Annotated in this window: 19 protein-coding genes and 1 riboswitch; of the genes, 15 read left to right on the top strand and 4 right to left on the bottom strand. The window is 50.2% G+C overall.

From position 1 onward, the window contains the following. Window positions 1-8 precede the first annotated feature (8 nt). The gene (locus M4D81_RS08105; RefSeq protein WP_260065496.1) at window positions 9-1,334 is read right to left on the bottom strand and encodes a voltage-gated chloride channel family protein; all 1,326 of its coding nucleotides are present in this window, start codon (window positions 1,332-1,334) and stop codon (window positions 9-11) included. A 72-nt stretch (window positions 1,335-1,406) separates the two neighbouring features. Further along, window positions 1,407-1,467: riboswitch (Fluoride riboswitch) on the bottom strand. 232 nt (window positions 1,468-1,699) lie between these two features. Between M4D81_RS08105 and M4D81_RS08110 the strand changes: the two genes are divergently transcribed. The 4 genes from M4D81_RS08110 to M4D81_RS08125 all read left to right on the top strand — a co-directional run bounded on the left by M4D81_RS08110 (window position 1,700) and on the right by M4D81_RS08125 (window position 6,631). Beyond that, complete coding sequence (locus M4D81_RS08110; protein ID WP_260065735.1) at window positions 1,700-2,755, top strand: FecCD family ABC transporter permease; 1,056 nt, start codon at window positions 1,700-1,702, stop codon at window positions 2,753-2,755. A gap of 20 nt (window positions 2,756-2,775) precedes the next feature. After that, window positions 2,776-3,789 (top strand): FecCD family ABC transporter permease, encoded by a 1,014-nt coding sequence (locus M4D81_RS08115; protein ID WP_397376668.1) that lies wholly within the window; start codon window positions 2,776-2,778, stop codon window positions 3,787-3,789. Window positions 3,790-3,883: 94 nt separating this feature from the next. Beyond that, entirely contained in the window at window positions 3,884-5,599 is a 1,716-nt protein-coding gene (locus tag M4D81_RS08120) for an ABC transporter ATP-binding protein (protein ID WP_260065500.1), read from the top strand. Between the two features lie 33 nt (window positions 5,600-5,632). After that, the gene (locus M4D81_RS08125) at window positions 5,633-6,631 is read left to right on the top strand and encodes an ABC transporter substrate-binding protein (protein WP_260065501.1); all 999 of its coding nucleotides are present in this window, start codon (window positions 5,633-5,635) and stop codon (window positions 6,629-6,631) included. Between the two features lie 155 nt (window positions 6,632-6,786). Here the strand turns inward: M4D81_RS08125 and M4D81_RS08130 are convergent, their stop codons facing one another. Then, window positions 6,787-7,203: a winged helix-turn-helix transcriptional regulator gene (locus M4D81_RS08130; protein WP_260065503.1), complete on the bottom strand. Its 417-nt coding sequence runs from the start codon at window positions 7,201-7,203 to the stop codon at window positions 6,787-6,789. Between the two features lie 191 nt (window positions 7,204-7,394). Between M4D81_RS08130 and M4D81_RS08135 the strand changes: the two genes are divergently transcribed. From M4D81_RS08135 to M4D81_RS08145, 3 genes are all read left to right on the top strand, one after another. Further along, window positions 7,395-8,600, top strand: coding sequence for an MFS transporter (locus M4D81_RS08135; RefSeq protein WP_260065505.1), 1,206 nt, complete (start codon window positions 7,395-7,397; stop codon window positions 8,598-8,600). Window positions 8,601-8,708: 108 nt separating this feature from the next. After that, window positions 8,709-9,554, top strand: a complete 846-nt coding sequence (locus M4D81_RS08140; protein WP_260065507.1) for an aldo/keto reductase — start codon at window positions 8,709-8,711, stop codon at window positions 9,552-9,554. Window positions 9,555-9,672: 118 nt separating this feature from the next. Beyond that, window positions 9,673-10,467 carry an SDR family NAD(P)-dependent oxidoreductase gene (locus M4D81_RS08145; protein ID WP_260065509.1) on the top strand — a complete coding sequence of 265 codons (795 nt, stop codon included), beginning with the start codon at window positions 9,673-9,675 and terminating at the stop codon, window positions 10,465-10,467. A gap of 26 nt (window positions 10,468-10,493) precedes the next feature. Here the strand turns inward: M4D81_RS08145 and M4D81_RS08150 are convergent, their stop codons facing one another. Then, on the bottom strand, window positions 10,494-11,354 hold the full coding sequence (locus tag M4D81_RS08150; RefSeq protein ID WP_260065511.1) for an AraC family transcriptional regulator: 861 nt from the start codon (window positions 11,352-11,354) through the stop codon (window positions 10,494-10,496). Window positions 11,355-11,546: 192 nt separating this feature from the next. On the opposite strand from M4D81_RS08150, the gene M4D81_RS08155 reads away from it, so the two are divergent. Further along, window positions 11,547-13,427, top strand: coding sequence for a glycoside hydrolase family 127 protein (locus tag M4D81_RS08155; RefSeq protein WP_260065513.1), 1,881 nt, complete (start codon window positions 11,547-11,549; stop codon window positions 13,425-13,427). Between the two features lie 83 nt (window positions 13,428-13,510). Here the strand turns inward: M4D81_RS08155 and M4D81_RS08160 are convergent, their stop codons facing one another. Further along, window positions 13,511-14,944 (bottom strand): DHA2 family efflux MFS transporter permease subunit, encoded by a 1,434-nt coding sequence (locus tag M4D81_RS08160; protein ID WP_260065514.1) that lies wholly within the window; start codon window positions 14,942-14,944, stop codon window positions 13,511-13,513. A gap of 238 nt (window positions 14,945-15,182) precedes the next feature. On the opposite strand from M4D81_RS08160, the gene M4D81_RS08165 reads away from it, so the two are divergent. From M4D81_RS08165 to M4D81_RS08195, 7 genes are all read left to right on the top strand, one after another. Further along, window positions 15,183-15,560 (top strand): winged helix-turn-helix transcriptional regulator, encoded by a 378-nt coding sequence (locus tag M4D81_RS08165; RefSeq protein WP_071220426.1) that lies wholly within the window; start codon window positions 15,183-15,185, stop codon window positions 15,558-15,560. Between the two features lie 185 nt (window positions 15,561-15,745). Next, window positions 15,746-16,279, top strand: coding sequence for a hypothetical protein (locus M4D81_RS08170; RefSeq protein ID WP_260065516.1), 534 nt, complete (start codon window positions 15,746-15,748; stop codon window positions 16,277-16,279). A 1-nt stretch (window position 16,280) separates the two neighbouring features. Further along, window positions 16,281-17,150: an aminoglycoside phosphotransferase family protein gene (locus M4D81_RS08175; RefSeq protein ID WP_260065518.1), complete on the top strand. Its 870-nt coding sequence runs from the start codon at window positions 16,281-16,283 to the stop codon at window positions 17,148-17,150. A 265-nt stretch (window positions 17,151-17,415) separates the two neighbouring features. Further along, window positions 17,416-18,423: a LacI family DNA-binding transcriptional regulator gene (locus M4D81_RS08180; RefSeq protein ID WP_260065520.1), complete on the top strand. Its 1,008-nt coding sequence runs from the start codon at window positions 17,416-17,418 to the stop codon at window positions 18,421-18,423. Window positions 18,424-18,464: 41 nt separating this feature from the next. Continuing rightward, window positions 18,465-20,261 (top strand): L-fucose isomerase, encoded by a 1,797-nt coding sequence (locus M4D81_RS08185; RefSeq protein ID WP_260065522.1) that lies wholly within the window; start codon window positions 18,465-18,467, stop codon window positions 20,259-20,261. 12 nt (window positions 20,262-20,273) lie between these two features. Further along, on the top strand, window positions 20,274-21,950 hold the full coding sequence (locus M4D81_RS08190; protein ID WP_260065524.1) for a ribulokinase: 1,677 nt from the start codon (window positions 20,274-20,276) through the stop codon (window positions 21,948-21,950). A gap of 215 nt (window positions 21,951-22,165) precedes the next feature. Beyond that, window positions 22,166-23,275 (top strand): glycoside hydrolase family 172 protein, encoded by a 1,110-nt coding sequence (locus tag M4D81_RS08195; protein ID WP_260065525.1) that lies wholly within the window; start codon window positions 22,166-22,168, stop codon window positions 23,273-23,275. Window position 23,276 lies beyond the last annotated feature (1 nt).

Below are 23,276 nucleotides of genomic sequence, written 5' to 3' on the forward strand. Positions count from 1 at the left end.
ACGTCCGATTACTTGGGCGTCTTTTGTTTGTGCTTCTGTTTATTTAACGTCTTCGCACCCGCAAGCGTTGTGCCCAGCGGAAACGAGAGGAGCGGGTGTTTGGATATGCCGATTTGTTGGGAGGTATAGATGCCGGAGTGCCCGGAGAACAGGTAGCTGATAACGCAGGCCATCAACATATACACGGCGCCTTCCCCGCCGAACAGTTCGATTCCCATAATAAAGCAAGCAATCGGGGTGTTCGTCGCTCCGCAGAAGACGGCAATAAATCCTAATGCAGCCAGGAACGGAGCGTATAATCCGATCCATTCGGATAACGCGTTGCCCAGCGTTGCACCGATGGCAAACAGCGGGGTTACTTCCCCTCCTTGGAACCCCGCTCCGAGCGTCAGCGAGGTAAAGAGGATTTTGCCGAGAAAGGCGAGAGGCGATACCTCGTCTGTGAAGGAGGCTTCAATCAGGGGGAGTCCTAGCCCCAAATATTCGCGTGTCCCAAGCAGATAAACCAGCGCAATGATGATGATGCCCCCGACAGCGCTTTTGATCATCGGATTGCGGAAGAAATAACCGTACCACTGCTTCAAGGATTGGGTTAGCTCACTGAACAGCCGGCTTGTCAGACCAAAGAGAATCGAGGCGAAAATCACCTTTAGGATTACGAGGAAACTCAAAGCCGGAATTTCTCCGATCGGATAATGCAGATGGCTGACGCCCCATAGGGAGGTGGCGATCAGATTCCCGACCAAGCTGGCTACGAATGCAGGGAATAGGGCTTGATGCGAGATCAGTCCGATGGCAAGCACTTCAAGTCCAAATAGGGTTCCCGCTAGCGGCGTGCCGAAGATGGATCCGAAGCCGCCGCTAATTCCGCAGATTAGCAGTATTTTTCGATCCGCCGGCGTTACGCGGATAAGCTTACCGAACCCCTCCGATAAACTTCCTCCCATCTGAACGGCAGTGCCCTCACGTCCTGCAGATCCCCCAAACAGATGCGTGATCAATGTCCCGATTAGCACTAATGGCGCCATGCGCAATGGTACGGATTCTGTACCGCCATGGATTTGTTCAAGGATGAGATTATTCCCTTTGGTGCTGCTCTTGCCAAACTTGTAATATAGGAAGCTGACCCCGGCCCCTCCCAAGGGAAGGAAGAACAGCAGCCAAGGATTCTCCATGCGAAGGGAGGTAACATAGTCCAGACTATAAAGAAAGAAGGCGGAGGCGCTGCCCGTCATCAATCCTATAAAACCTCCCAGAACGATCCATTTGATGAAGTAACCGGACAACAAGGCGTATGGCCATTTTTCGGCAGCGTTAAACCATTTTTTAATCATGAAATTTCACCCGTTTCTATATATTCGCCGCTAACCCTTCATTACACAAACAGACTCCTACCAGGAAAGCGACCTCTGGTAGGAGTCATTAGCTGTCGAAGCGGTTACGGCGAACTCCATCGCCTCATTCAATTAGCATTAATTGTAATGGAATAGAGGTTTCTGTGTCAATGGCACAATCCGTTAGGCGCAAGGCATTTAGTTAAGCCCAAAGAGTATCGCTTATATTTGGAAAAAAACGCTTGACTTGGGCATGGACTTTTTTCAGGTGAGAAATTCAAGATGTCCATGGACGCAGGAAAGACCTATATTTTATAGTTACAGATGATAATGAGAATCAATATCATAGTATTGAGGGGAAAATGATGTCATCAAACACGTCCAATCCAAGTCTCACAGATTCCAAGACTCACGTTACACTCAAGGGGCGACCATGGGCTGCGACCCTGATTCTTACGGGCGGCGTTGCAGCGCTGGTGCTTGGCATAGCTTTATCGATATCGCTCGGAGCGGCCGAGATTGATCTGCGAAATGTATGGGAAGCGGTGTTCTTCTTTAATCCCGATGTGACGGAGCATCAGATCATACAGGAACTGCGCTTGCCGAGAGTCCTCGGCGGGGCGATGGTGGGCGCCTGCTTTGCCGTATCCGGCGCGATCATGCAGGGGATGACCCGCAATCCGCTCGCTGATTCCGGTTTGCTTGGATTAAATGCGGGAGCGGGTTTTGCCATTGCCCTCTGTTTTTCCTTTTTTCCGGGGCTGCCTTATATGTACCTGATTCTGTTCTCATTCCTCGGAGCAGGATTAGGTGCGGTTCTCGTGTACGGGGTCAGTTCCATGGCAAAAGGGGGGCTAACGCCGGTACGTCTCGTTCTTGCGGGTGCTGCCCTTAGTGCTTTGTTAAGTGCGCTTAGCGAAGGCATCGCATTGTATTTTCAGGTCGGACAGGACATGGCGTTCTGGTATGCCGGCGGAACCGCGGGGATTAAGTGGGTCCATCTGAAGATTATGCTGCCGTGGATCGTCGCTGCTATATTGGGAGCTATTGCATTGTCACGCTCTATTACCATGCTCAGCCTCGGCGATGAGATCGCCCGCGGGCTCGGGCAGCGAACGGGTCTCGTCAAGCTGGCCGGAACGGTGATCGTGCTGGTGCTGGCAGGGGCTGCCGTCTCGGTTGTCGGTGCGGTAGGCTTTGTCGGTCTCATGATTCCGCACGTCACCCGCAAGCTGGTCGGTGTGGATTACCGCCTCATCATTCCTTGCTCGGCCGTTCTTGGGAGCTTGCTGGTCGTCATTGCCGACTTAGCAGCAAGAATGGTGAACCCTCCTTACGAGACACCGGTGGGCGCGATCATCGCATTGATCGGGGTGCCCTTCTTCCTCTACTTGGCACGCAAAGAAAGGAGGGAGCTGTAATGGAGACCATCACGAATACCATGCATGGGCGAAAAGACAAGAAGCGCAAAATCATCACCCTGTCTGTGCTGGCTGCCCTGATCGTTCTAGTATTTCTAATCAGTATGAACACGGGGGTCATTCGTTTGTCGCCGCTTGAGGTCATAAAAACACTGTTAGGCGGCGGGACGGATAAGCAGGAGCTGGTGCTGTTCGAATTCCGCTTGCCGCGTATCGTCATCTCGCTGCTGATTGGGGCAGGCTTAGCAATATCGGGATGTGTGATGCAGGGAATATCCCGTAATGAGCTGGCGGATCCGGGTATCTTGGGGATTAATGCAGGTGCAGGCTTGATGGTGATGCTGTTCATTTCATTTTTTCCAAGTACGACTGCGGCTCCTGTCTATCTATTGCCGGTGCTTGCATTGATTGGGGCGAGTTTAACCGCTGCATTAATATGCGTGCTTGCCTATAAGAAGAATCAGGGCTTTAAGCCGACGGGGCTGCTCTTAACAGGGATTGCCATTGCGGCTGGCATTAGTGCGGCAATGATTGTGCTAACGCTGCGCTTGAGTCCTGAAAAATATCAGTTTGTTGCCACTTGGCTGGCGGGCAGCATTTGGGGTTCGAGCTGGAAGTTTGTATTGGCATTGCTCCCATGGATCCTTGTGCTTTTGCCCTTCGTCATGTATAAAGCGCAGGTGATGAACGTTCTCAATCTTGGAGAACCGATGGCGACCGGACTCGGTGCTTCCGTCACGAAGGAGCAGCTGAAGCTGTTGGCAGCGGCGGTTGGCTTGGCAGCCTCGTGCGTGGCGGTAAGCGGCGGAATTGGATTTGTCGGACTTATCGCACCCCACCTGTCCAGACGCTTGGTCGGTGCGAAGCATCAGCTGCTGCTGCCGGTAACGGCACTGGTTGGTGCACTGCTGGTTATCACAGCCGATACCCTTGGACGTTGGATCATCCAACCATCTGAGATTCCGGCGGGGATCGTGGTTGCGGTGATCGGTGCTCCTTATTTCCTGTACCTGTTATCCAGATCGAGAGCATAAAAGGATAAGTTCGTCACGGATCTAAATGGGGCAATTGTTAAAAAGAAAGGACTTGCTCATTTCTATAGCGGAATATCGGATTAAGGAGGTCCTTATGCTGCGTCGATTTTTTTCCTATTACAAGCCTTATAAAGGGCTGTTTATCCTGGATTTTTGCTGCGCTATCTTTGCGGCTTTACTTGAATTGATATTCCCGGTTGCCGTCAACCGCGTGATTGACGACTTGCTGCCAAGCGGCAACTGGAAGTGGATCTTATACGCTTGTCTGGGTCTTCTCGGCATTTATGTTGTCAGTTCCTTCTTGCATTACGTTGTCACCTATTGGGGGCATAAACTCGGCATCAACATTGAGACGGATATGCGCAAAAAACTGTTTGATCGGGTTCAGAAGCAATCCTTCCGTTTTTTTGACAACAACAAGACGGGACATCTAGTCTCGCGGATGACAAACGATTTGATGGATATCGGAGAAATTGCCCACCACGGTCCGGAAGATCTGTTCATCGCCGTCATGACGCTTGCCGGAGCTTTGGGCATCATGCTCGGACTTAACTGGGAGCTTGCGGTGATGACGTTTGTGATTGTTCCATTGATGGTCTATTTATCGCTGTATTTCAGCGGGAAAATGTCAGCTGCGTTCAAGCGCATGTTCTCCGATATTGCGGATTACAACGCACGGGTGGAGAACAACGTCAGCGGTATCCGAGTGGTACAAGCCTTCTCGAATGAGGAGCATGAAATGGCTCGTTTCGCCGAGAACAACAACCGCTTCCGCTTAACGAAGCTGGTTGCTTACCGCATCATGGCTTGGAACTCTTCGATCAGCTTTATCCTGATGAAATTCATCTCCCTGTTCGTTTTGGTGTGCGGTACTTGGTTCGTGATCGAAGGGCGGATGACCAACGGGGAATTTATCGCTTTTGTCATGCTGTCCAACGTGTTCCTCGGGCCGATTAAACAGATCAATGCGGTGATTGAGATGTATCCGAAGGGAATCGCCGGTTTTAAGCGGTATTTGGAGCTGCTTGAGAGCGAACCGGACGTTGCGGATTCGCCGGGTGCCAAGCCAGTTAACCATTTGCGGGGAGACATTGCCTTTCACGGGATATCCTTCGGTTACGAGAACAAGGATCAAGTGCTGCAGGATGTTAATTTATCGATTCGAGCCGGTGAAACTGTTGCGCTTGTGGGTCCGTCCGGAGCGGGCAAGACCACCCTGTGCTCTCTGCTGCCGCGTTTCTATGATACAGCTGCTGGCCGGATTACGATTGACGGAATCGATATCCGGGACATGACGCTGCAATCCCTACGTTCCCATATTGGCATCGTGCAGCAGGATGTATTCCTGTTTGATGGCAGCATTCGCGAAAACATTGCTTATGGCCGACTGGATGCTGCAGATAGCGACATTATGAAAGCTGTGAGCCGTGCCCAGCTTGAGGATCTGGTCGCTTCGCTTCCGGATGGGCTGGACACCTTAATTGGAGAGAGAGGCGTTAAGCTGTCCGGCGGACAGAAGCAGCGCCTGTCGATCGCCCGGATGTTCCTCAAGAATCCGCCGATTCTTATTCTGGACGAAGCAACGTCTGCATTGGATGCGGAGACCGAAGCGGCGATTCAGCAGGCGCTGGCCGAACTGTCGGAGGGACGTACGACCCTGGTGATTGCACACCGACTAGCAACGATCAAAAATGCAGACCGCATTGTGGTTGTTGCAGACAAAGGTATCGCCGAACAAGGTGTCCATGAAGATCTGCTCGCAGCGCATGGCATATACAGCCGATTGCATCGGGCTCAATTCGGTGCTTGATCCAAACATAAACTTTATGAGGAGGATGAAACTATGTTCACTTCTAAATTTCGGGTAACTCTCTCCATGCTCATCTTATGTTCGTTCTTGATTTCCGCATGTGGCGGGAATGGAAATACCACCAACAGCGCGGGTTCTTCAGGCGAAACAGCTGCAGGGACGGACAAGCCCCAGACTGAAGCCGCAGCTCCTACGACTAGAAAGGTGGATACGATTCATGGTCCCATCGAGTATCCCGCCGACCCTCAACGGATTGTCGTCGATGCCTATTTGCCTACCTTATTGCTGCTTGGAAAGAAGCCGATAGGCGCAACAGCGAAAGATCTTGAGAATGTCCACATCCAGGACAGGATTGCAGGAATAGAGAGCACAGGGGAAAACTCGACGGAAAAGATATTGGAACTTAACCCCGACCTGATTATTAGCGCTAACTCCGATCCGGAAGTTTTCGAGAAGCTGTCTAAAATCGCCCCGACGATCATTTTGCCTTATGAAACCTATCGAAGCGTGCACGAAGAAGTAGAGGGATTGGGTGCTATTCTTGGCAAAGAAGTAGAAGCGAAGGAATGGCTCGCTGATTTTGATAAGAAAATAGAGGGACTGCGCGCGAAAGTGAATGGAGTTATTGAAGAGGGTGAAACCTTTTCCATCTTTGGCGCTTTCGGCAAAACCTTCTACCTGTACGGTGACGGCATTTACCGGGGAGGATTGGCGATATACAAGGAGCTTCAGTTAACGCCTCCGGCAACGATTCAAAAAGAATTGATTGATGCCAACGTGACTTACAAAGAGGTTTCCCTGGAAGTTCTGAATGATTACGCAGGCGATTATATCTTCTTTGATGAGTCAAACGGTGCCGAGATGGATAAGAAGGATAAGGTGTGGACTTCGATTGAGGCCGTCAAACAGGATCGCGTGTTTTATCTCGATGCCAAACGGTTCTGGCCGTTCGATCCCATTGCTGTCCTGGCCCAGGCGGAGGAAGTGACGGATATGATCGTCAGTCAAAAAGAGAAAGAGAACGCGAAATAATCACCAGTCTCGGCGCTTACGCATGGAATGTGCCGGAGGGCATTACAATTCTTTCATTCCCTGAATTGATCTTATGATTTGATAAATTAGAGAGAATATGAAAAGGGCAAGGTCCGTGATCACGGACCTTGCCCTTGCTGTTGTATCAGGAGTGCTTATAAATCGGGTCTCGCGTGCATCTGAGGTTGAGGCTCGTCCGAGACTTTCAATTTATCATTCAGGATACTGTCCTCAAGCACGCTGAATTTGTCCCCGTATACCTTCGTGATATGTTTTTCGCCCCATGCACAGAGCATATCCAGAATTCCGCTCAAACTCATGCCGTACTCGCTCAGCTCATATTCCACTTTAGGCGGTACTTGATTATGAATTATCCGATTGATCACGCCGTCGTCCTCCAGCTCCCGCAGCTGTTGCGTCAACATTTTTTGGGTGATGTGCGGCATGAGACGCTTCAGCTCGTTCGTTCTTTTACGGCCATGGGTCAGATGGCAGAGGATCACGCATTTCCATTTGCCCCCGATCACTTCCAATGTCGCTTCGACGGCGATGTTGTATTTCTTCGTTTGCATATTCATCCTCCTATTCTTCATAGGCACTAAAAAGTACCTATGGTACTGTCAGGTACCTACATTACAAAAAAGTACGTTCTTCACACAAGAAATGATATAGATCATAATAGCATTTGCCAGCTGGATTACACCATACTCAATATTTTTACAATATACAAGCAAGAGAATAGGAAAGGGGAAATATTAACATCATGATGATAGATAAAAAAAGAAGTATGCTGGCTCTTATTGCGCTTGCCGTCAGTGCCTTCGCCATCGGAACTACGGAATTTATCAGTGTAGGGCTGCTGCCGTTGATTGCGGAGGATATGAATATATCCGTCACGACCGCCGGATTAACCGTCTCGATGTATGCGCTTGGTGTTACCTTCGGTGCGCCGATCCTTACGTCGCTGACATCAAGGATGTCCAGGAAGACTTTGCTGCTCTGGATTATGATCATTTTTATAATTGGTAACAGCTTGGCAGCGGGCGCATCTTCTATTGGTATCCTGCTTGCAGCACGTGTGTTTTCGGCCTTTTCGCATGGCGTATTTATGTCGATCGGCTCGATCATTGCCGCAAGCGTGGTGCCTGAGAACCGCAGGGCATCCGCGATCTCCATCATGTTTACGGGGCTGACGGTAGCGACGGTTACCGGCGTTCCGCTTGGTACGTTTATTGGTCAACAGTGGGGCTGGAGACTTGCTTTTGTCGCCATTGTCGTGGTCGGTATTGTTGCATTGATCGCAAACAGTATCCTGGTCCCTTCCGACTTGCCTAAGGGAGAACGCACTTCATTCCGTGACCAGGCTAAATTGCTGACGAATGTAAGACTGCTGCTTATGCTCCTGATTACGGCCCTTGGTTATGGGGGGACCTTCGTCGTCTTCACTTATTTATCCCCATTGCTGCAGGATATAACAGGCTTCAAGGAAAATACGGTGGCCATCATCCTGCTAGTATACGGGATCGCCATTGCAGTCGGTAATGTGATCGGCGGGAAGGCAGCCAATCGCAACCCGCTTCGTGCACTCTTCTATATGTTCATCGCCCAAGCGCTGGTGCTGATCACACTTACGTTTACCGCACCGTTTCAAGTGACGGGACTAATCACGATTATTCTCATGGGATTTCTGGCTTTCATGAATGTGCCGGGACTACAGGTTTATGTCGTCATGCTGGCTGAGCGGTTTGCACCGGGGGCTGAGAATATGGCTTCCGCTCTGAACATTTCCGCATTTAATGCCGGCATCGCCATCGGTGCTTTTCTGGGCGGCTTGATTACGAATTCCATGGGCCTGATTCATACGGCATGGATCGGGGCACTGATGGTGCTCGGCGCGGTCGCTCTTACCGGATGGAGCTTGAAGCTGGAACGGAAAGAGACGGAGATACCGAGTAAACAAGCAGCCTAAATGATCATTTTATGAAGGGAGGTGATGTCTAAGCGTATTATCGGGGATACTGCAGTATAGGCTAACTTTTTTACAACAAAAACAAAAAATGTTCGGAGGTTTATCAACATGACGGCACAACACTTACAAGATACAACCACTTTATATAATGGAGTTAACATGCCTTGGTTTGGACTTGGCGTATTTAAAGTAGAAGAAGGGCCGGAGCTGGTGAATGCCGTTCGCACGGCCATCCAGCATGGATATCGGAGCATAGACACTGCCGCCATATACGGCAATGAAGAAGGCGTTGGACAAGGCATTCGCGAGGGCTTGGAAGCTGCCGGAATCAAACGGGAAGATCTGTTTGTCACATCTAAAGTATGGAATGCCGATCTCGGTTATGAATCGACATTGAAGGCATACGATGAAAGTCTGCGAAAGCTGGGTCTGGAATATTTGGATTTGTACCTTATACACTGGCCGGTTGAAGGGAAATATATAGATGCGTGGAAGGCGTTAGAAACGTTGTACAAGGAAGGACGCGTCAAAGCCATTGGCGTGAGCAATTTTCAGATCCATCATCTGGAGCATTTAATGAAAGAAACGGAAATTAAACCGATGGTGAACCAGGTGGAATATCATCCAAGACTAACGCAAAAAGAACTGCAGGCGTACTGCCAGGCGAATGGCATTCAGCTTGAAGCATGGTCTCCATTAATGCAAGGACAGCTGCTGGATCAAGAGGATCTTCAGCACATTGCAGAGAAGCATCATAAATCGATCGCGCAGATTATTCTTCGTTGGGATTTACAAAACGGCGTTGTCACGATTCCGAAATCGACCAAAGAACATCGGATCGCCGAGAATGCGGATATCTTTGATTTTGAATTGTCCGCTGAGGATATGCAGCGCATCGATAGCTTGAATCAAAATCACAGGGTGGGACCGGATCCGGACAATTTTGATTTCTAAGAAATCTGCGTTTATGTAAGGACAGAAGTTTAATGAATATTGTGGCTCTCCTGAACCTCGGGCGGTAACGACGGGAATCGGGAGAGTCATTCCTACATAACGGAAGGAGAGATGTTTAATGAATTTGGATCTAAAGGGAAAAGTCGCATTGGTAACAGGTTCGACGTCCGGCATTGGCAAAGCGATTGCCATGTCGCTTGCAGCCGAGGGAGCGTCCGTCATTATAAATGGAAGACATGAGGACAAAGTAAAACAGACGATCCATGATATTCACGCTGTGCATCCGGATGCCGAACTGCGTATTGCCGTGGCGGATCTTGGAACGGAGGAGGGTTGTCATCAGGTCAGGGAAGCTGCTCCAGTCGTTGATATTCTGATCAATAATTTGGGGATATTTGAGCCTGCCGAATTTTTCGAGATCCCTGATGCGGATTGGTTCAGATTCTTCGAGACCAATATCATGAGCGGAGTTCGGTTAACCCGGCACTATTTGAAGAATATGATCAATCGCAATGAAGGTCGAATTATATTTATCGCGAGTGAAGCAGCGATCATGCCGTCCCAGGAGATGGCGCATTACAGCGCAACCAAGACGATGCAGCTGTCCCTTTCCAGAAGCTTGGCTGAGCTGACGACAGGGACCCGCGTCACGGTGAATACCGTCATGCCTGGCTCCACGCTTACGGAAGGCGTTGAAACGATGCTGAATACGCTGTATCCGGATGAGGATCTTTCGATCGAAGAAGCAGAGCAGCGGTTTATGAAGGAGAATCGGCCGACTTCCATCATTCAGCGATTGATTCGACCGGAGGAGATTGCGGATTTTGTTACGTATCTCAGCAGTCCCAAATCCTCGGCGATTAACGGTTCAGCGCTTCGAATCGACGGGGGCTTGGTACGAAGCGTATTCTAAGCAATCGTTGTGTCGTGAACGCTTTGTTAGGAACGGTATTTCTGCCTAAAGGATTTGGGTTTAAAGCCTGTATACCGAATAAAGCAGCGAATGAAATACGGAAAAGAACCGAATCCGGATTCTTCGGCAATGCGTCCGATCGGATCGTTGGTGTGGATCAATAATCGCTTGGCTTGTTCGATCCGATGCCGCGTTAGAAATTCCAGGGGCGTGCAGCCGAACGTTTTTTTCATGCAGATCGACAGATAGTTCTGATGGAAGTGCATGGCATCGGATAATCTCTGATAGCTAACCGGTTCTTTGTAATGTTGTCTTAAATAGTTGGCGGTTCGTTCGGCTATAGCATACTGAGGATTCTGATGCTGGATCCCGTCCTCTTCGGCTTGAAGCAGCAGGAGCAGCTCATGCAGCAGCTGCTGCTGTTTCCAGCGTGCCGCGGAAGAAGACGATGGCTGAAGGTTCTGGATTTGCTCTAACAGGAGTTTCGCCTGCTCTATCGACGGCAGCTCTCCGTACTTGGGTATATAAAAAGAGAAACGCTCGATCTGCACATAAGGCAGATCGGTTTGCGATAAGGCAAAAAGGGTCAGCTCCTCTGTTTCAATCCAAGACCCTAGCGTCTGAAAATGCAGCCAATAAAAGTGCGTTTCCTCCTGACAGGGCTCAAATGTCCGGTGGGCTGCATCCGGTCTTAGAATCAAGTAGCAGCCGGCCTTCACCCTGTAAGCAGCACCGTTCTCCTCCAGGAAAAGCGCCCCTTTTGTCACCAGAATCAGATCAAAGACCCCGATGTTATAGCGATCCGGATGTTTGTCTCCTACCTGATAGGTATCTTCTCCACAAATGATATAGTGGGGCAACGGCGGCGCCGTGAACTGGAAGATCATCTGCGACCAGGCCTCCTCCTCAAAACGGACTTTTCTCTATGATAATTGCTTTGCCGGTCCGGATTCAATACGCCAGCATGTTGCAATCGGATAAAAAGATGTTGTTTCTGTGTATAGGGCACCGCCCGGGTAAGATGGTATATTTCTACCAGAGTGCACCTACAAAAACAGAAACAAGGAGTGTGGAAGTTGATGCTGCATGAGACTGCGTTTAACAGTTTACCGCTTCGAGCGATTAAACCGTCCGGATGGCTTAAGAGTCAGTTGGAGATTCAAGCAAGCGGTTTTACCGGACATTTGGAAGAACAGTGGAAAGACGTAGGGGATGAGAACGGGTGGCTGGGCGGCCAGGGAGAGAGCTGGGAACGGGGACCTTATTATGTTGACGGTTTGCTTCCGCTAGCTCATTTGCTCGAAGACGAGACTTTGATTGCCAAAGCGAATCGCTGGATTGAGTGGTCGCTTGCGAGCCAGCAGGAGAATGGCATGTTCGGTCCGGCTCGCATAACCTCCGTCAATCAGGATATCGACAAGGAGCAGGACTGGTGGCATTACATGATCATGCTGAAAGTGATGATGCAGCATGAAGAAGCAACGGGCGATGAACGGATCATTCCTTTTCTGACGAAGTTTTTTACTTATGTCCATTCGGTTATCGAGGAACAGCCGCTGCGGGGCTGGGCGCAAACCAGGGGTGCTGAGATGCTGCTGTGCATCGTGTGGTTATATCGACGTACGAAGCAACCTTTTCTGTTAGAGCTTGCCGATATCGTTGCTGCACAAACAACGGACTGGAGCGATATCTTTCATGATTTTCCGTTCTGGCGAAAGGTCGAAGAGTGGGATTGGACAACCCATGTCGTGAATGTAGCGATGGGAATTAAAACGCCGGGCGTATTGTTTGAATTGAGTGGCAATCCTGTGGAGCGGGACAGCGTGCATCGGGGCATCGATTCCCTGATGACGTATCACGGTCAAGCGCATGGCATGTTCTCCGGAGACGAATGGTTATCCGGCACCCATCCGAGTCAAGGCGTAGAATTATGTGCCGTCGTGGAATATATGTTCTCGATGGAGCAGCTGACGCGTATTTTCGGGGATGGACGTTTCGGGGATATTTTGGAGAAGGTCGCATTTAATGCGCTGCCCGCCGCCATCTCCCCGGATTGGACCTCGCATCAGTATGATCAGCAAGTCAACCAGATGATCTGCAATGTCGCTCCGCGGGCATGGAGCAACAGTCCGGATGCCAACGTCTTCGGCCTGGAGCCGAACTTCGGATGCTGCACGGCCAACATGCATCAGGGCTGGCCCAAGCTGACGTCGCACCTGTGGATGAAGGACCGGGAGGACGGGCTTGTTGCCGTTTCCTATGCCCCATGCACGGTGAGAACGACGGTCGGTCTTCAAGGTGTTCCGGCTGTCGTCGAGGTAACCGGGGAATATCCGTTCAAGGATCGCGTTCAAATTCATTTGTCGCTGGAATACGAGGCATCGTTTCCTCTATCGCTGCGCATCCCGGCCTGGTGCGACGATCCCGTCATTACTCTGAATGGGCGCGAATTGCCATTCCAGGTGCAGTCCGGTTATGCACGAATCGTACAGAACTGGCAGAACGGCGACCGATTGGATATTCATTTGCCGATGGAAGTGAAGACTGTTACGCGCAGCATGTACGCTACCAGCATTGAAAGAGGGCCGCTGGTGTATGTGCTGCCCGTGAAAGAGAACTGGCAGATGATCCGGCAGCGCGACATGTTCCACGATTGGGAGATTTACCCTGCATCTCCATGGAAATACGGTTTGGTCGCCGATACGTCATTCGAGGTGCTTGAGCAGGATATGGTCCGCCAGCCGTTCCTGGCGAAGGATGCACCTGTCAGGGTGAAGGTGAAAGGCCAGCTGATTCGGGATTGGAAGATGGAAGGCAACAACGCCGGAAACCCTCCGCTTCATCCGAATACGGACGGACAGCCCATTACGGAATTGGAATTGGTACCATACGGAAGCGCCAGGCTTCGGATCGGTGAATTCCCTCTGATTGGAGAGCGGAAAAGAGCCGCTAAGAAATAAGTGAAAGTAAGCATGTTTTAATTGGTTATAATGAAGAATCCCCCTGTTGAGGGGGATTCTTGTTTTATCCATCCTTCATCTTATCAAGCTGTTGGCTGATCGATGGGTTTATCCACTTGTTCCGACGGCTTACTGAGCAATAATCCCATGACGACCCCAAGAGCGGCCACAGCCATCACAACAAGGAATGTAAACGAGAACGCATCAGCCCAAGCATCGATTTTCGGTACGGAATGAGAAGAAGCCGAAATACGGGTTGTCAACAATGTTGAGAAGACAGCCACGGCAAAGGAGCCCACCACTTGCTGTGAGGCATTGTTTAGGGATGTAACACGGTTGATTAATCCTTGCGGTGCAGCGTTCATAACGAAGGCGTTCAAAGACATAGCATATAATGCATGGCCGGATCCGGCTAAGGTCATTGCGACAATTATGATTCCCTTTCCTCTGCCAAATGAATCCGTAAAGAGCAAGAATGCTCCCAGACCTAGAAGTGCAGTACCGATAATAACAAGCAGCTTTACACTACGAAACCGATCATACATACGTCCACCAATCTGCATGAGTACGATACTGGCAATGGCAGGTGATATCATGAGAAGCCCAGTATCAAAAGCATTAAGTCCTTTCACCTGCTGGAGATAAACGGGAACCAGAAAGAAGTTTCCATAGAATGCGGCAGCAGTTATCCATAGAATTAACATAGCACTTGTAAAAGACTTGGAGCGGAACACTCGCAGCTCAAGGAGCGGCTCGCTCTTGCCAAGTTCAATCAGGATGAATAGTAGAAGCGCCGCAACACCAACCGCAAGGCCGATAACGGTCTGTATGGAGCCCCATCCGGCATCGCCCGCTTGATTCACGCCATATACGAGGGCGGCAAAAGCGATTGGACCAAAAATCATTCCGAGTTTATCCAGCTTAGCTTGAGTCTGACTCTTCAGTTTAGGAAGATAGCGTAGTCCAAACCAGATTCCTAATAAGCCTACAGGTACATTCACCCAGAATAAAAAGGGCCAGCTAACGCTATCCACCAACCACCCGGCAAACACGGGTCCGATGGCTGGTGCAATAAGAATGGGAACGCCCAAGTACGATCCCATTACGGTCCCTACCTTGTCCGGAGGACTGATCTGAAAGACAATGGCATAACCAATCGGCATGACTATGCCTCCTCCTAAGCCTTGAAGTACACGAAATAGTATAAATTGCTCTGCGTTGACCGAGAGTGCGCACAGAATCGAGCAGATTGTAAAAATGAAGATTGCCAGGATAAACATGCGCCTGCTGCCAAAACGGTCAGCCAGCCAGCCGGCTACAGGAATGATGGCCGCTTCAGCAAGAATATAACCCGTGGTCGCCCATTGCATAAATGATAATGAGCTTTGAAAGGAATTCATTAGATTAGGAATGGCCACATTCATGGCTGTCATATTAAGCAGGACCATAAACATGCCAATGATGATAGCGAATAAGGGTGCGCGAATTTCTTTTATGGTAGTAATGGTGGTCGACATGTATTGTCTCCTCCTGTTATATTTTTTTGTTCGAAGTCACATCTCCGGATATGTGACCCCATTCAGAAAGAGAATCGCGCGATTCCAGGTGATACGTGATGCAGTATTCAAGTTTGCACCTTGATCACAGCTATGTGCCAAATTATAATGACTCTAAATCAACAATAACAGTAGGCAATATTTATTGATTAGATCATTTAATATAGACCAACTTACTTTACGTTAGGGTGGCGATGACTTGAGCGATCGTTCAGAGCATAGCGAAGATTATGAAGAATGTACGGAGGTTATTGGCGAGGTTTTAAAAATAGTCGCAGTGAAACGCGCAGTTCACGTAATTGGTGAACTGCATGATGGTCCTCAGCGTTTTAACCGCTTGCGTCGGAGTTTGGGCAATATCAGCACGCAATCATTGACAGTGATCCTGAGGCATCTGGAGCAAAACGGCATCATTAACCGTCAGGTATTGCCGACTATGCCGGTTACCGTGGAATATTCATTGACAGACCAAGGTAGAGAATTTGAAGAGGTCCTAAATGTGATACATGATTGGGGAGCATCTAGGAGAATGCATCGGACTTCATTAGGAAAAGCAAGCTTCTCAGCAGAGAAATAGTAAACGGAAGTTCAAAAAAATCGCGAAACGCGTTTTTTTTGATGTGGAGATTTGCATTCAAGGTGAGATAAGTGTTTACGAAGCTTAAAAATACACATAATATGGAGTTATTGGAAAGGTGATTAATGGGATAAGAGACATGGAATGCGCTGGTGAGTAAGGGAAATTTGCCAAAGGAGATTTTCATGAAGAGAAGAATGATAGTGGTCCTATTACTCGTATTGGTTATTCTGATCAATGGCAATGCTCAACGAGATTCGATGGATACGCCCCTATATGATGGTAGAAGCCTCGTCATTGGTGTGATCGGAGAAACACCGCAAGTCAGGGAGAAGGGGCATGTGGGTTTTAAAGAAGTTACGTTTCAGCAGCTAGAGGATCCAGACCTTTCCGCGGAGCTTGACGCCATATTCATAACAAAAGAACATCTGGTGGAAGCTTCTGCGCCCAAGTATACAGAAGTATATAATAAGGCTGAAGTTCCCTTTTTCTATATTGAGTCTAAAAAATCTCATGTCCCCTTCACGATCGAAGAATTGTCTTACGATGAGGTTCCGGATCTTTCATCGGATATGTATGCAACCGGATATTACGGCAAGGATGCGGAGCATTGGGGTTACGGTTTATACAACGGTGTAATGAATGAGACCAATGTCCAGGCTGTTTATTCCCATATTTTCGCAACGATCGAGTCGTTGCATCATGACGGAGGTACGTAATTTGCGGGAAATCATTTGGTTGGAGAAAAGCCAGACGCTTGAGCTATTGTTGGAACATGAACCTGCAATGCAAGTCATCCTGTTAGATTCCGGTCTGGAAGCAGAGGTGGCGAAGATCGTCACGCCATCGGCAGACTACGTACTGAAGGTTTGGAATAAAGCGTCCAAGCCCGATGTTCTAATCCAGTATCAAATATTGAATGCATTGTATTCGCATGGTAGAGATGTATCGAAGCCCTTGGGCTGGGGGACAGACCGGTATAGCAATCCAGTCATGCTGACCAGTTACGACGGCACGCCCGTACTAAAAGTCAATCAGTCCAGACTAGTAAAGCTTGCGAAGATGCTAATGGATATACATAAGCTGCCCCTGGATAGTCTGAACGGCTCCAGGCTGCCGAGTTATGACTTCGTCTCTTATTTTTATCCTCGAATTGATGAGTTCCCGGATATCCAACATCCATTGATGGAGCTTGTTCAGCGTGCGAACATGAAACAAGAATGTATCATCCATGGCGATTATCACCTTGGCAATATTCTTGAGCATGAAAACGAACTGACCGTGATCGATTGGACGAATGTCCAAATGGGCGATCCCCGATATGATATCGCATGGTCGACTATCTTAATGTGGATATATGTAAGCGAGAAGCAAGCGTCTTTTTACCGAGCTGCCTTTTGTGACGAGAACCGTTACGAAGCCGTTGAGCTTGAGTTGTTTGAAGCCATTGCGTGTCTGCGCTGGGTTTTGCTTAGCAGAGTGGACCACCCCCCCATTAGAAAGGATACGATCGCTAGGGTAAGGTCGATATTGAAGAACAACACGTATTTAAATATCAGGTTTCCTAACAAGAGGGAGATAGATTCGTGAAATATTACAGCAGTACACGGAGCCCCCTGAAGCCACCTTGCATAATGGTAAGGGGCTTTTTTCTATATTAGAAGCAGCGTGATAAGGCATCCAATCGCCCAAGAATGAGATCAGTTAGAGCTATGCAAAAAGTCGAGTACAATTCTCTTCTGAAGTTTTAAAAAATAGGGTTGACATAAGCATGTCCCTTCTTGTAATCTGTGATTGTAATCGTTTACGTAATCGATTACATAGCGGAATCATGACGTTTTGAGGTGAACAATGTTTGGCAAAAGCAACGATTAAACAAGTAGCAGCGGCAGCAGAAGTATCCACGGCAACCGTTTCAAGAGTGCTGAACGACAGCGATTATGTAAGCGATGAAATTAAAGAGCGAGTGATGGCGGCGGTGAACCAATTGAATTATCGTCCAAGCGCCATCGCCCGCAGTCTGAAGCAGGACCGGACCTATATGATCGGGGTCATCGTTCCCGATATTTCCAACCCTTATTTTATGGGGATCTCCAGAGGTATTGAGGACATTGTAGGCAAAGAAGGCTTTCAGCTTATATTCTGCAGCTCGGATGAGAATCCGGACAAGGAAAGACGACTGCTTAAGCTTATGCAGGAAAAGCGCGTGGACGCCGTCGTACTGGCGACGTCAGGCGGCAATGATCCGGCGATCAAGCAGCTGGCGGATTCCAAAATGCCGATTGTTCTCGTAGACCGGAAGCCGGACTCGCCGGAAGCGGGTTTGACTCTCGATCTGGTAGCCGAGGACAATACCGAGGGCGCATCCCGCCTGACCCGGAAGCTGCTTGAGGATGGTCATACTGCAATTGGTGTAGTAAATGGACCGACGAGATCCAGCACAGGCAGGGAACGTCTTGACGGTGTCCGGAAAGCGATGAAGGAATACGGTCTGAACGAGGAACCCATGGTGTATAATGGAGACTTTTCTACGGAGGACGGAATCCGTGCGATACAGCATTTTCTGGCAGCGGAAAGAAGGCCGACTGCGGTTATATCCCTGAATAACCGCATGAGTCTCGGTGTTTTGCTTGAGATTGTGCGCAGCGGTCTAAAGATTCCGGCCGATATGGCCGTAGCTTCTTTCGGTGAAGTAGAGGCCGGTCCATTACTCAAGGAATCGGGACTCTATTATATGGAGCAGCATCCCTATGACATGGGGATCAAAGCCGGCGAGATTCTTCTGCGTCGAATTCGCGATGAGGCCCCGCTGTCTGAACCTGAAATAGCGATTTACAGCAATGAAGTGAAACAGCTGGATTGATTCTATATGCTGCCGCTCTAAAAACAGAGAGGATGATGACGATGCAATATCAAACTCACAACTGCAATCGATTGCAGATGGAGCTGCCGAGGATTGGTATTCGACCTGTTGTAGATGGTCGGAGGGGAGGCATTCGGGAATCGCTGGAGGACGTAACGATGGATATGGCGAAGCGAACGGCGCGTCTGCTTACCGAACGGCTAAGGCACAGCAACGGGCTGCCGGTAGAATGCGTGATGGCTGACACCTGCATTGGAGGCGTAGCCGAAGCTGCTCGTACGGAGGAGAAATTTGCCAGGGAGAATGTCGGTCTTACCATTTCGGTGACTCCCTCCTGGTGTTATCCAACGGAAACGATGGATACGCATCCGACAAGGCCGAAAGCCATTTGGGGATTTAACGGAACGGAGCGCCCCGGTGCCGTGTATCTGGCAGCAGCTCTTGGCGCGCATAATCAGAAGGGACTTCCGGCTTTCTCTATCTATGGTCGGGATGTGCAGGATATCGGGGATACCGAAATTACGGCTGACGTAGAGGAGAAACTTCTACAATTTGCAAAGGCTGGCCTTGCCGTAGCGACCATGAAGGGTACTTCGTATCTGTCGATGGGCACGGTATCTATGGGAATCGCGGGCTGTATCGTCGACGAGGGTTTTTTCCAGAAGTATCTTGGGATGCGAAATGAATATGTGGATATGACGGAATTCGTAAGACGAATCGAGCTGGAAATTTACGATCATGACGAATATGAGCGGGCGCTTTCCTGGATTAAAGAAAATTGCAAACCTGGGGCGGACGTCAATCCAAAGCATTTGAAGCGAACCGATGAGCAGAAGCAGCAGGATTGGGAGACCGTCGCGAAGATGGCGTTGATTGCCCGCGATTTGATGGTGGGGAATCCGAAGCTGGCGGAAATGGGATACGGAGAGGAAGCGCTCGGGCGAAATGCGCTGGCTGCAGGTTTTCAAGGACAACGTGCCTGGACGGATTATTTTCCGACCGGGGATTTCATGGAGGCAATACTGAACTCCTCCTTTGATTGGAATGGTCTGAGAGAACCCTACATGGTCGCAACGGAGAACGACAATCTGAATGGGATCACGATGCTGTTCGGACATCTTCTCACGGATGCAGCCCAGGTATTTGCGGATGTTCGTACATACTGGAGCCCGGAAGCCGTAAAGCGTGTAACCGGGTATCAGCTTGAGGGGAATGCGGCGCAGGGCGTGATCCACCTGATCAATTCCGGGCCTGCTGCCCTTGACGGAACGGGAAGGCAGACGAAGGACGGCAGACCGGCGATGAAGCCGTTCTGGGAAATCACGCAGGAGGAAGTTCAGGACTGCCTCGATGCGGTCAAATGGTGTCCGGCTATTGATTTCTTTCGCGGGGGAGGCTTCTCGACCGACTTTACGACCCGGGAAGGTATGCCGGTTACGATCGCGAGAATCAATAGGGTTGCGGGTGTTGGACCGGTCCTTCATATCGCCGAGGGGATGACCGTTGAGCTGCCGGACGCGGTACACGATATATTGGATCAGCGAAGCGATCCTACATGGCCGACGACCTGGTTCGTGCCGAATCTGACTGGTCAAGGCCTGTTTAGGGATGTATATACCGTGATGAGCAATTGGGGATCCAACCATGCCGCTATGAGTTATGGTCATATCGGCGGGGAACTGATCACCTTGGCATCAATGCTCCGCATTCCGGTATGCATGCACAACGTTCCGGAGGAACGGATATTCCGGCCAAGCGCCTGGACCGCCTTTGGCGGACTGGAGCCGGTCTCGGCCGATTACCGGGCATGCGCGGCTTACGGTCCTTTGTACAAATAGGAGGCAGATAACATGAAGCAGTTATACACCATTGGCGTGGATTTTGGTACGGAATCGGGCAGAGCTCTGTTGGTTGATATCGCGACCGGGCAAGAAGTTGCTACCCATGTGACGCCATACACGCATGGAGTCATGGACGAGGTGCTGGTCCACTCGGGTTTGAAGCTGGAGCAGGATTGGGCGCTGCAGCATCCAGATGATTACATAGAGGTGCTTCGGCAATCCATCCCGCGCGTGCTCTCGGAGGCTAACGTATCTCCGGATCAAGTCATCGGGATCGGCATCGACTTCACGGCATGCACGATGATGCCGCTGGATGCCGGGGGGACTCCGCTGTGCATGCTCGAGGAATGGAGGGACAATCCGCATAGCTGGGTAAAGCTGTGGAAGCATCACGCGGCTCAGGATGAAGCGAACCTGATTAATGAGGCCGCTAAGCGGCGTGGGGAGAAATTTCTTGCACGCTACGGAGGGAAGCTGTCCTCGGAGTGGATGCTTGCGAAGTCTTTACAGATTCTGAATGAAGCTCCCGAGCTGTATGAGCACGCTGTACTGTTTATGGAGGCTGCCGATTGGGTGGTCATGCAATTGACCGGTCAGCTCGCACGGAGCAGCTGCACCGCAGGCTATAAAGCCAATTGGCATAAACGGGATGGATATCCGTCCAAGGAGTTCCTCCAGTCGCTTGACCCGAGGTTCGGGACCCTTGTGGAGGCGAAGCTGAGAGGCCCGATCAAGCCACTGGGTTCAAAAGCTGGCGGATTAACCGACTCGATGGCAGCCTTAACCGGGCTTCTGCCAGGAACCGCGGTAGCTGTAGCCATCATCGATGCCCATGCCATGGTGCCGGCCGTCAGTGTCGTAACCCCCGGTAAACTGGTGCTCGCCATGGGAACCTCTACCTGTCATTTGATATTAAGCAACAAGGAAGTGACGGGAGAAGGGATTTGCGGTGTCGTTGAGGACGGGATCATTCCCGGTTATTACGGGTATGAGGCAGGACAATCGGCCGTTGGCGATATATTTGCCTGGTATGTGGATGAGGCAGTGCCGGAATATGTAAGACGCAAGGCTGCCGAAGAGCGCCTCGGCATACATGAGTGGCTTGAGAGGGGAGCGTCGCAATATGAGCCTGGCCAAACCGGCCTGCTGGCTCTCGACTGGTGGAATGGAAGCCGTTCCGTACTGATGGATGCCGATCTGAGCGGTGTCATCCTTGGATTGACCCTGCAGACCAAGCCAGAGGAAATATACCGGGCGCTTCTGGAGGCCACCGCCTTCGGAACGCGAGCGATCATCGAAGCCTTTACCGAAAGCGGCGTTGAAGTCCAGGAACTCTATGCTTGCGGTGGATTGCCGCAGCGAAACCGGCTGCTGATGCAAATCTATGCCGACGTTACCGGCAAGGAAATCAAAGTAGCGGATACCGTCCAGACGGCTGCCTTTGGTGCAGCTATGTTCGGCGCCGTAGCGGCAGGCAAAGAGCGGGGAGGCTATGGGAGCATCGTAGAGGCAGCAGAAGCCATAGCTCGTGTTCGTGAAGAGACCTTTAAGCCGATTGAGGCCAACGTGCGTGTATATGATCAATTATACAAGGAATATAAAGGACTTCATGATTATTTGGGAAGAGGCGAAAACGGGGTGTTGAAACGCTTGAAGACATTAAAGAGCGGAAAATTACCGGAATGAATGAAAGATTTAACGCCTAAAATAAACGCCTATATGAACGTCTGGCCACGACGTAATATCGCCGGGTAGCATTGGACTCATAAACTGGGAATGCAGGTTCTGGAAAGACCTGCATTCCGTATTAACTAATTCTGCAATCGATGTCACAATTTGTGAAACGGCATTACGAAGTACGTTCAACCATCATCCGTAACCCATAAAGGAGCGAATCATTCATGAACAATCATGCAGCATTATCTTCACTAAGCCTTACCCGAACCGGAAAAAGAAAACGGGAATCCAGCTACGACCGTTCTGGAGGCAATAAAGACTACTTCTCCATCAACCCAGGCGATCTGACCGAAATTTGCAGTATTCCGGGCGCTGGCGCCATCACTCACATCTGGATGACAATGGCCAGCGACGTCCCTGCGGAGGAATTGTATTTGCCGCGTAAAATCGTTCTCCGCATGTACTGGGACCAAGAGACGGAGCCCAGCGTGGAAGCTCCGATTGGCGATTTTTTCGGAATGGGGCACGGGCTCACCAAAAATTATACGTCAGCGGCATTGATGATGAGTCCCGAGGACGGAAAGGCATTCAACAGCTTCTTCCGTATGCCGTATGCGGATGGAGCCCGCATTACGATTGAGAGCGAGGCGGAGCATCCAATCAAATTTTATTTCTATGTGGATTACGAATCCTACGATAAGCTGCCTGAGGAGGAGCTGAGATTCCATGCCCAGTGGCACCGGGAAAATCCGACCGACGGGATACCGGACAACGGGGTGGATAACGCCTACTACGAATTCGGCGGCAAGAATACGACCGGCAGCGGCAACTATGTCATTTTGGACGCGGTCGGAAAGGGCCATTACATCGGCTGCAACTTCAATGTCCACAACCTGCGCGATACGCGGGAATGGAACTGGTACGGCGAAGGCGACGACATGATCTTCATCGATGGGGAACCGTGGCCTCCGACCTTGCACGGAACGGGCATGGAGGATTATTTCAACACGGCCTGGTGTCCGCAGCAGGAGGTGTGCACCCCGTATCATGGCATTATTTTGGGAGGGGGACCGAACTGGAGCGGCAAAATCTCCACGTACCGTTATCATATCCTGGACCCGATCATGTTTGAGAGCAGCATCAAGGTCACGATTGAGCACGGCCATAACAATCATCGCAGCGACGATGTTTCCTCAACAGCGTATTGGTATCAGGCAGAACCGCATCGCCCTTTCCCTGAACTGCCAAAGGTTGATAAACGATTGCCTCTGCCGGATATCAAGCCGCTTAACCCTGCCAGCATGAAACAGATCTTCGGCCATTCTAACCCTTGAT

Origin of the sequence: Paenibacillus sp. p3-SID867 (genome assembly GCF_025142895.1) — a bacterium.
Taxonomy (GTDB): Bacteria; Bacillota; Bacilli; order Paenibacillales; family Paenibacillaceae; genus Paenibacillus_AQ.

Excerpts from the sequence above, each read along its gene's own strand:
- M4D81_RS08125 (WP_260065501.1), top strand. The coding sequence starts at position 5,633 with ATGTTCACTTCTAAATTTCGGGTAACTCTCTCCATGCTCATCTTATGT.
- M4D81_RS08190 (WP_260065524.1), top strand. The coding sequence starts at position 20,274 with ATGAAGCAGTTATACACCATTGGCGTGGATTTTGGTACGGAATCGGGC.
- M4D81_RS08120 (WP_260065500.1), top strand. The coding sequence starts at position 3,884 with ATGCTGCGTCGATTTTTTTCCTATTACAAGCCTTATAAAGGGCTGTTT.
- M4D81_RS08170 (WP_260065516.1), top strand. The coding sequence starts at position 15,746 with ATGAAGAGAAGAATGATAGTGGTCCTATTACTCGTATTGGTTATTCTG.
- M4D81_RS08130 (WP_260065503.1), bottom strand. The coding sequence starts at position 7,203 with ATGCAAACGAAGAAATACAACATCGCCGTCGAAGCGACATTGGAAGTG.
- M4D81_RS08135 (WP_260065505.1), top strand. The coding sequence starts at position 7,395 with ATGATGATAGATAAAAAAAGAAGTATGCTGGCTCTTATTGCGCTTGCC.
- M4D81_RS08140 (WP_260065507.1), top strand. The coding sequence starts at position 8,709 with ATGACGGCACAACACTTACAAGATACAACCACTTTATATAATGGAGTT.
- M4D81_RS08110 (WP_260065735.1), top strand. The coding sequence starts at position 1,700 with ATGTCATCAAACACGTCCAATCCAAGTCTCACAGATTCCAAGACTCAC.
- M4D81_RS08150 (WP_260065511.1), bottom strand. The coding sequence starts at position 11,354 with ATGATCTTCCAGTTCACGGCGCCGCCGTTGCCCCACTATATCATTTGT.
- M4D81_RS08105 (WP_260065496.1), bottom strand. The coding sequence starts at position 1,334 with ATGATTAAAAAATGGTTTAACGCTGCCGAAAAATGGCCATACGCCTTG.
- M4D81_RS08115 (WP_397376668.1), top strand. The coding sequence starts at position 2,776 with ATGCATGGGCGAAAAGACAAGAAGCGCAAAATCATCACCCTGTCTGTG.
- M4D81_RS08195 (WP_260065525.1), top strand. The coding sequence starts at position 22,166 with ATGAACAATCATGCAGCATTATCTTCACTAAGCCTTACCCGAACCGGA.
- M4D81_RS08185 (WP_260065522.1), top strand. The coding sequence starts at position 18,465 with ATGCAATATCAAACTCACAACTGCAATCGATTGCAGATGGAGCTGCCG.
- M4D81_RS08155 (WP_260065513.1), top strand. The coding sequence starts at position 11,547 with ATGCTGCATGAGACTGCGTTTAACAGTTTACCGCTTCGAGCGATTAAA.
- M4D81_RS08160 (WP_260065514.1), bottom strand. The coding sequence starts at position 14,944 with ATGTCGACCACCATTACTACCATAAAAGAAATTCGCGCACCCTTATTC.
- M4D81_RS08145 (WP_260065509.1), top strand. The coding sequence starts at position 9,673 with ATGAATTTGGATCTAAAGGGAAAAGTCGCATTGGTAACAGGTTCGACG.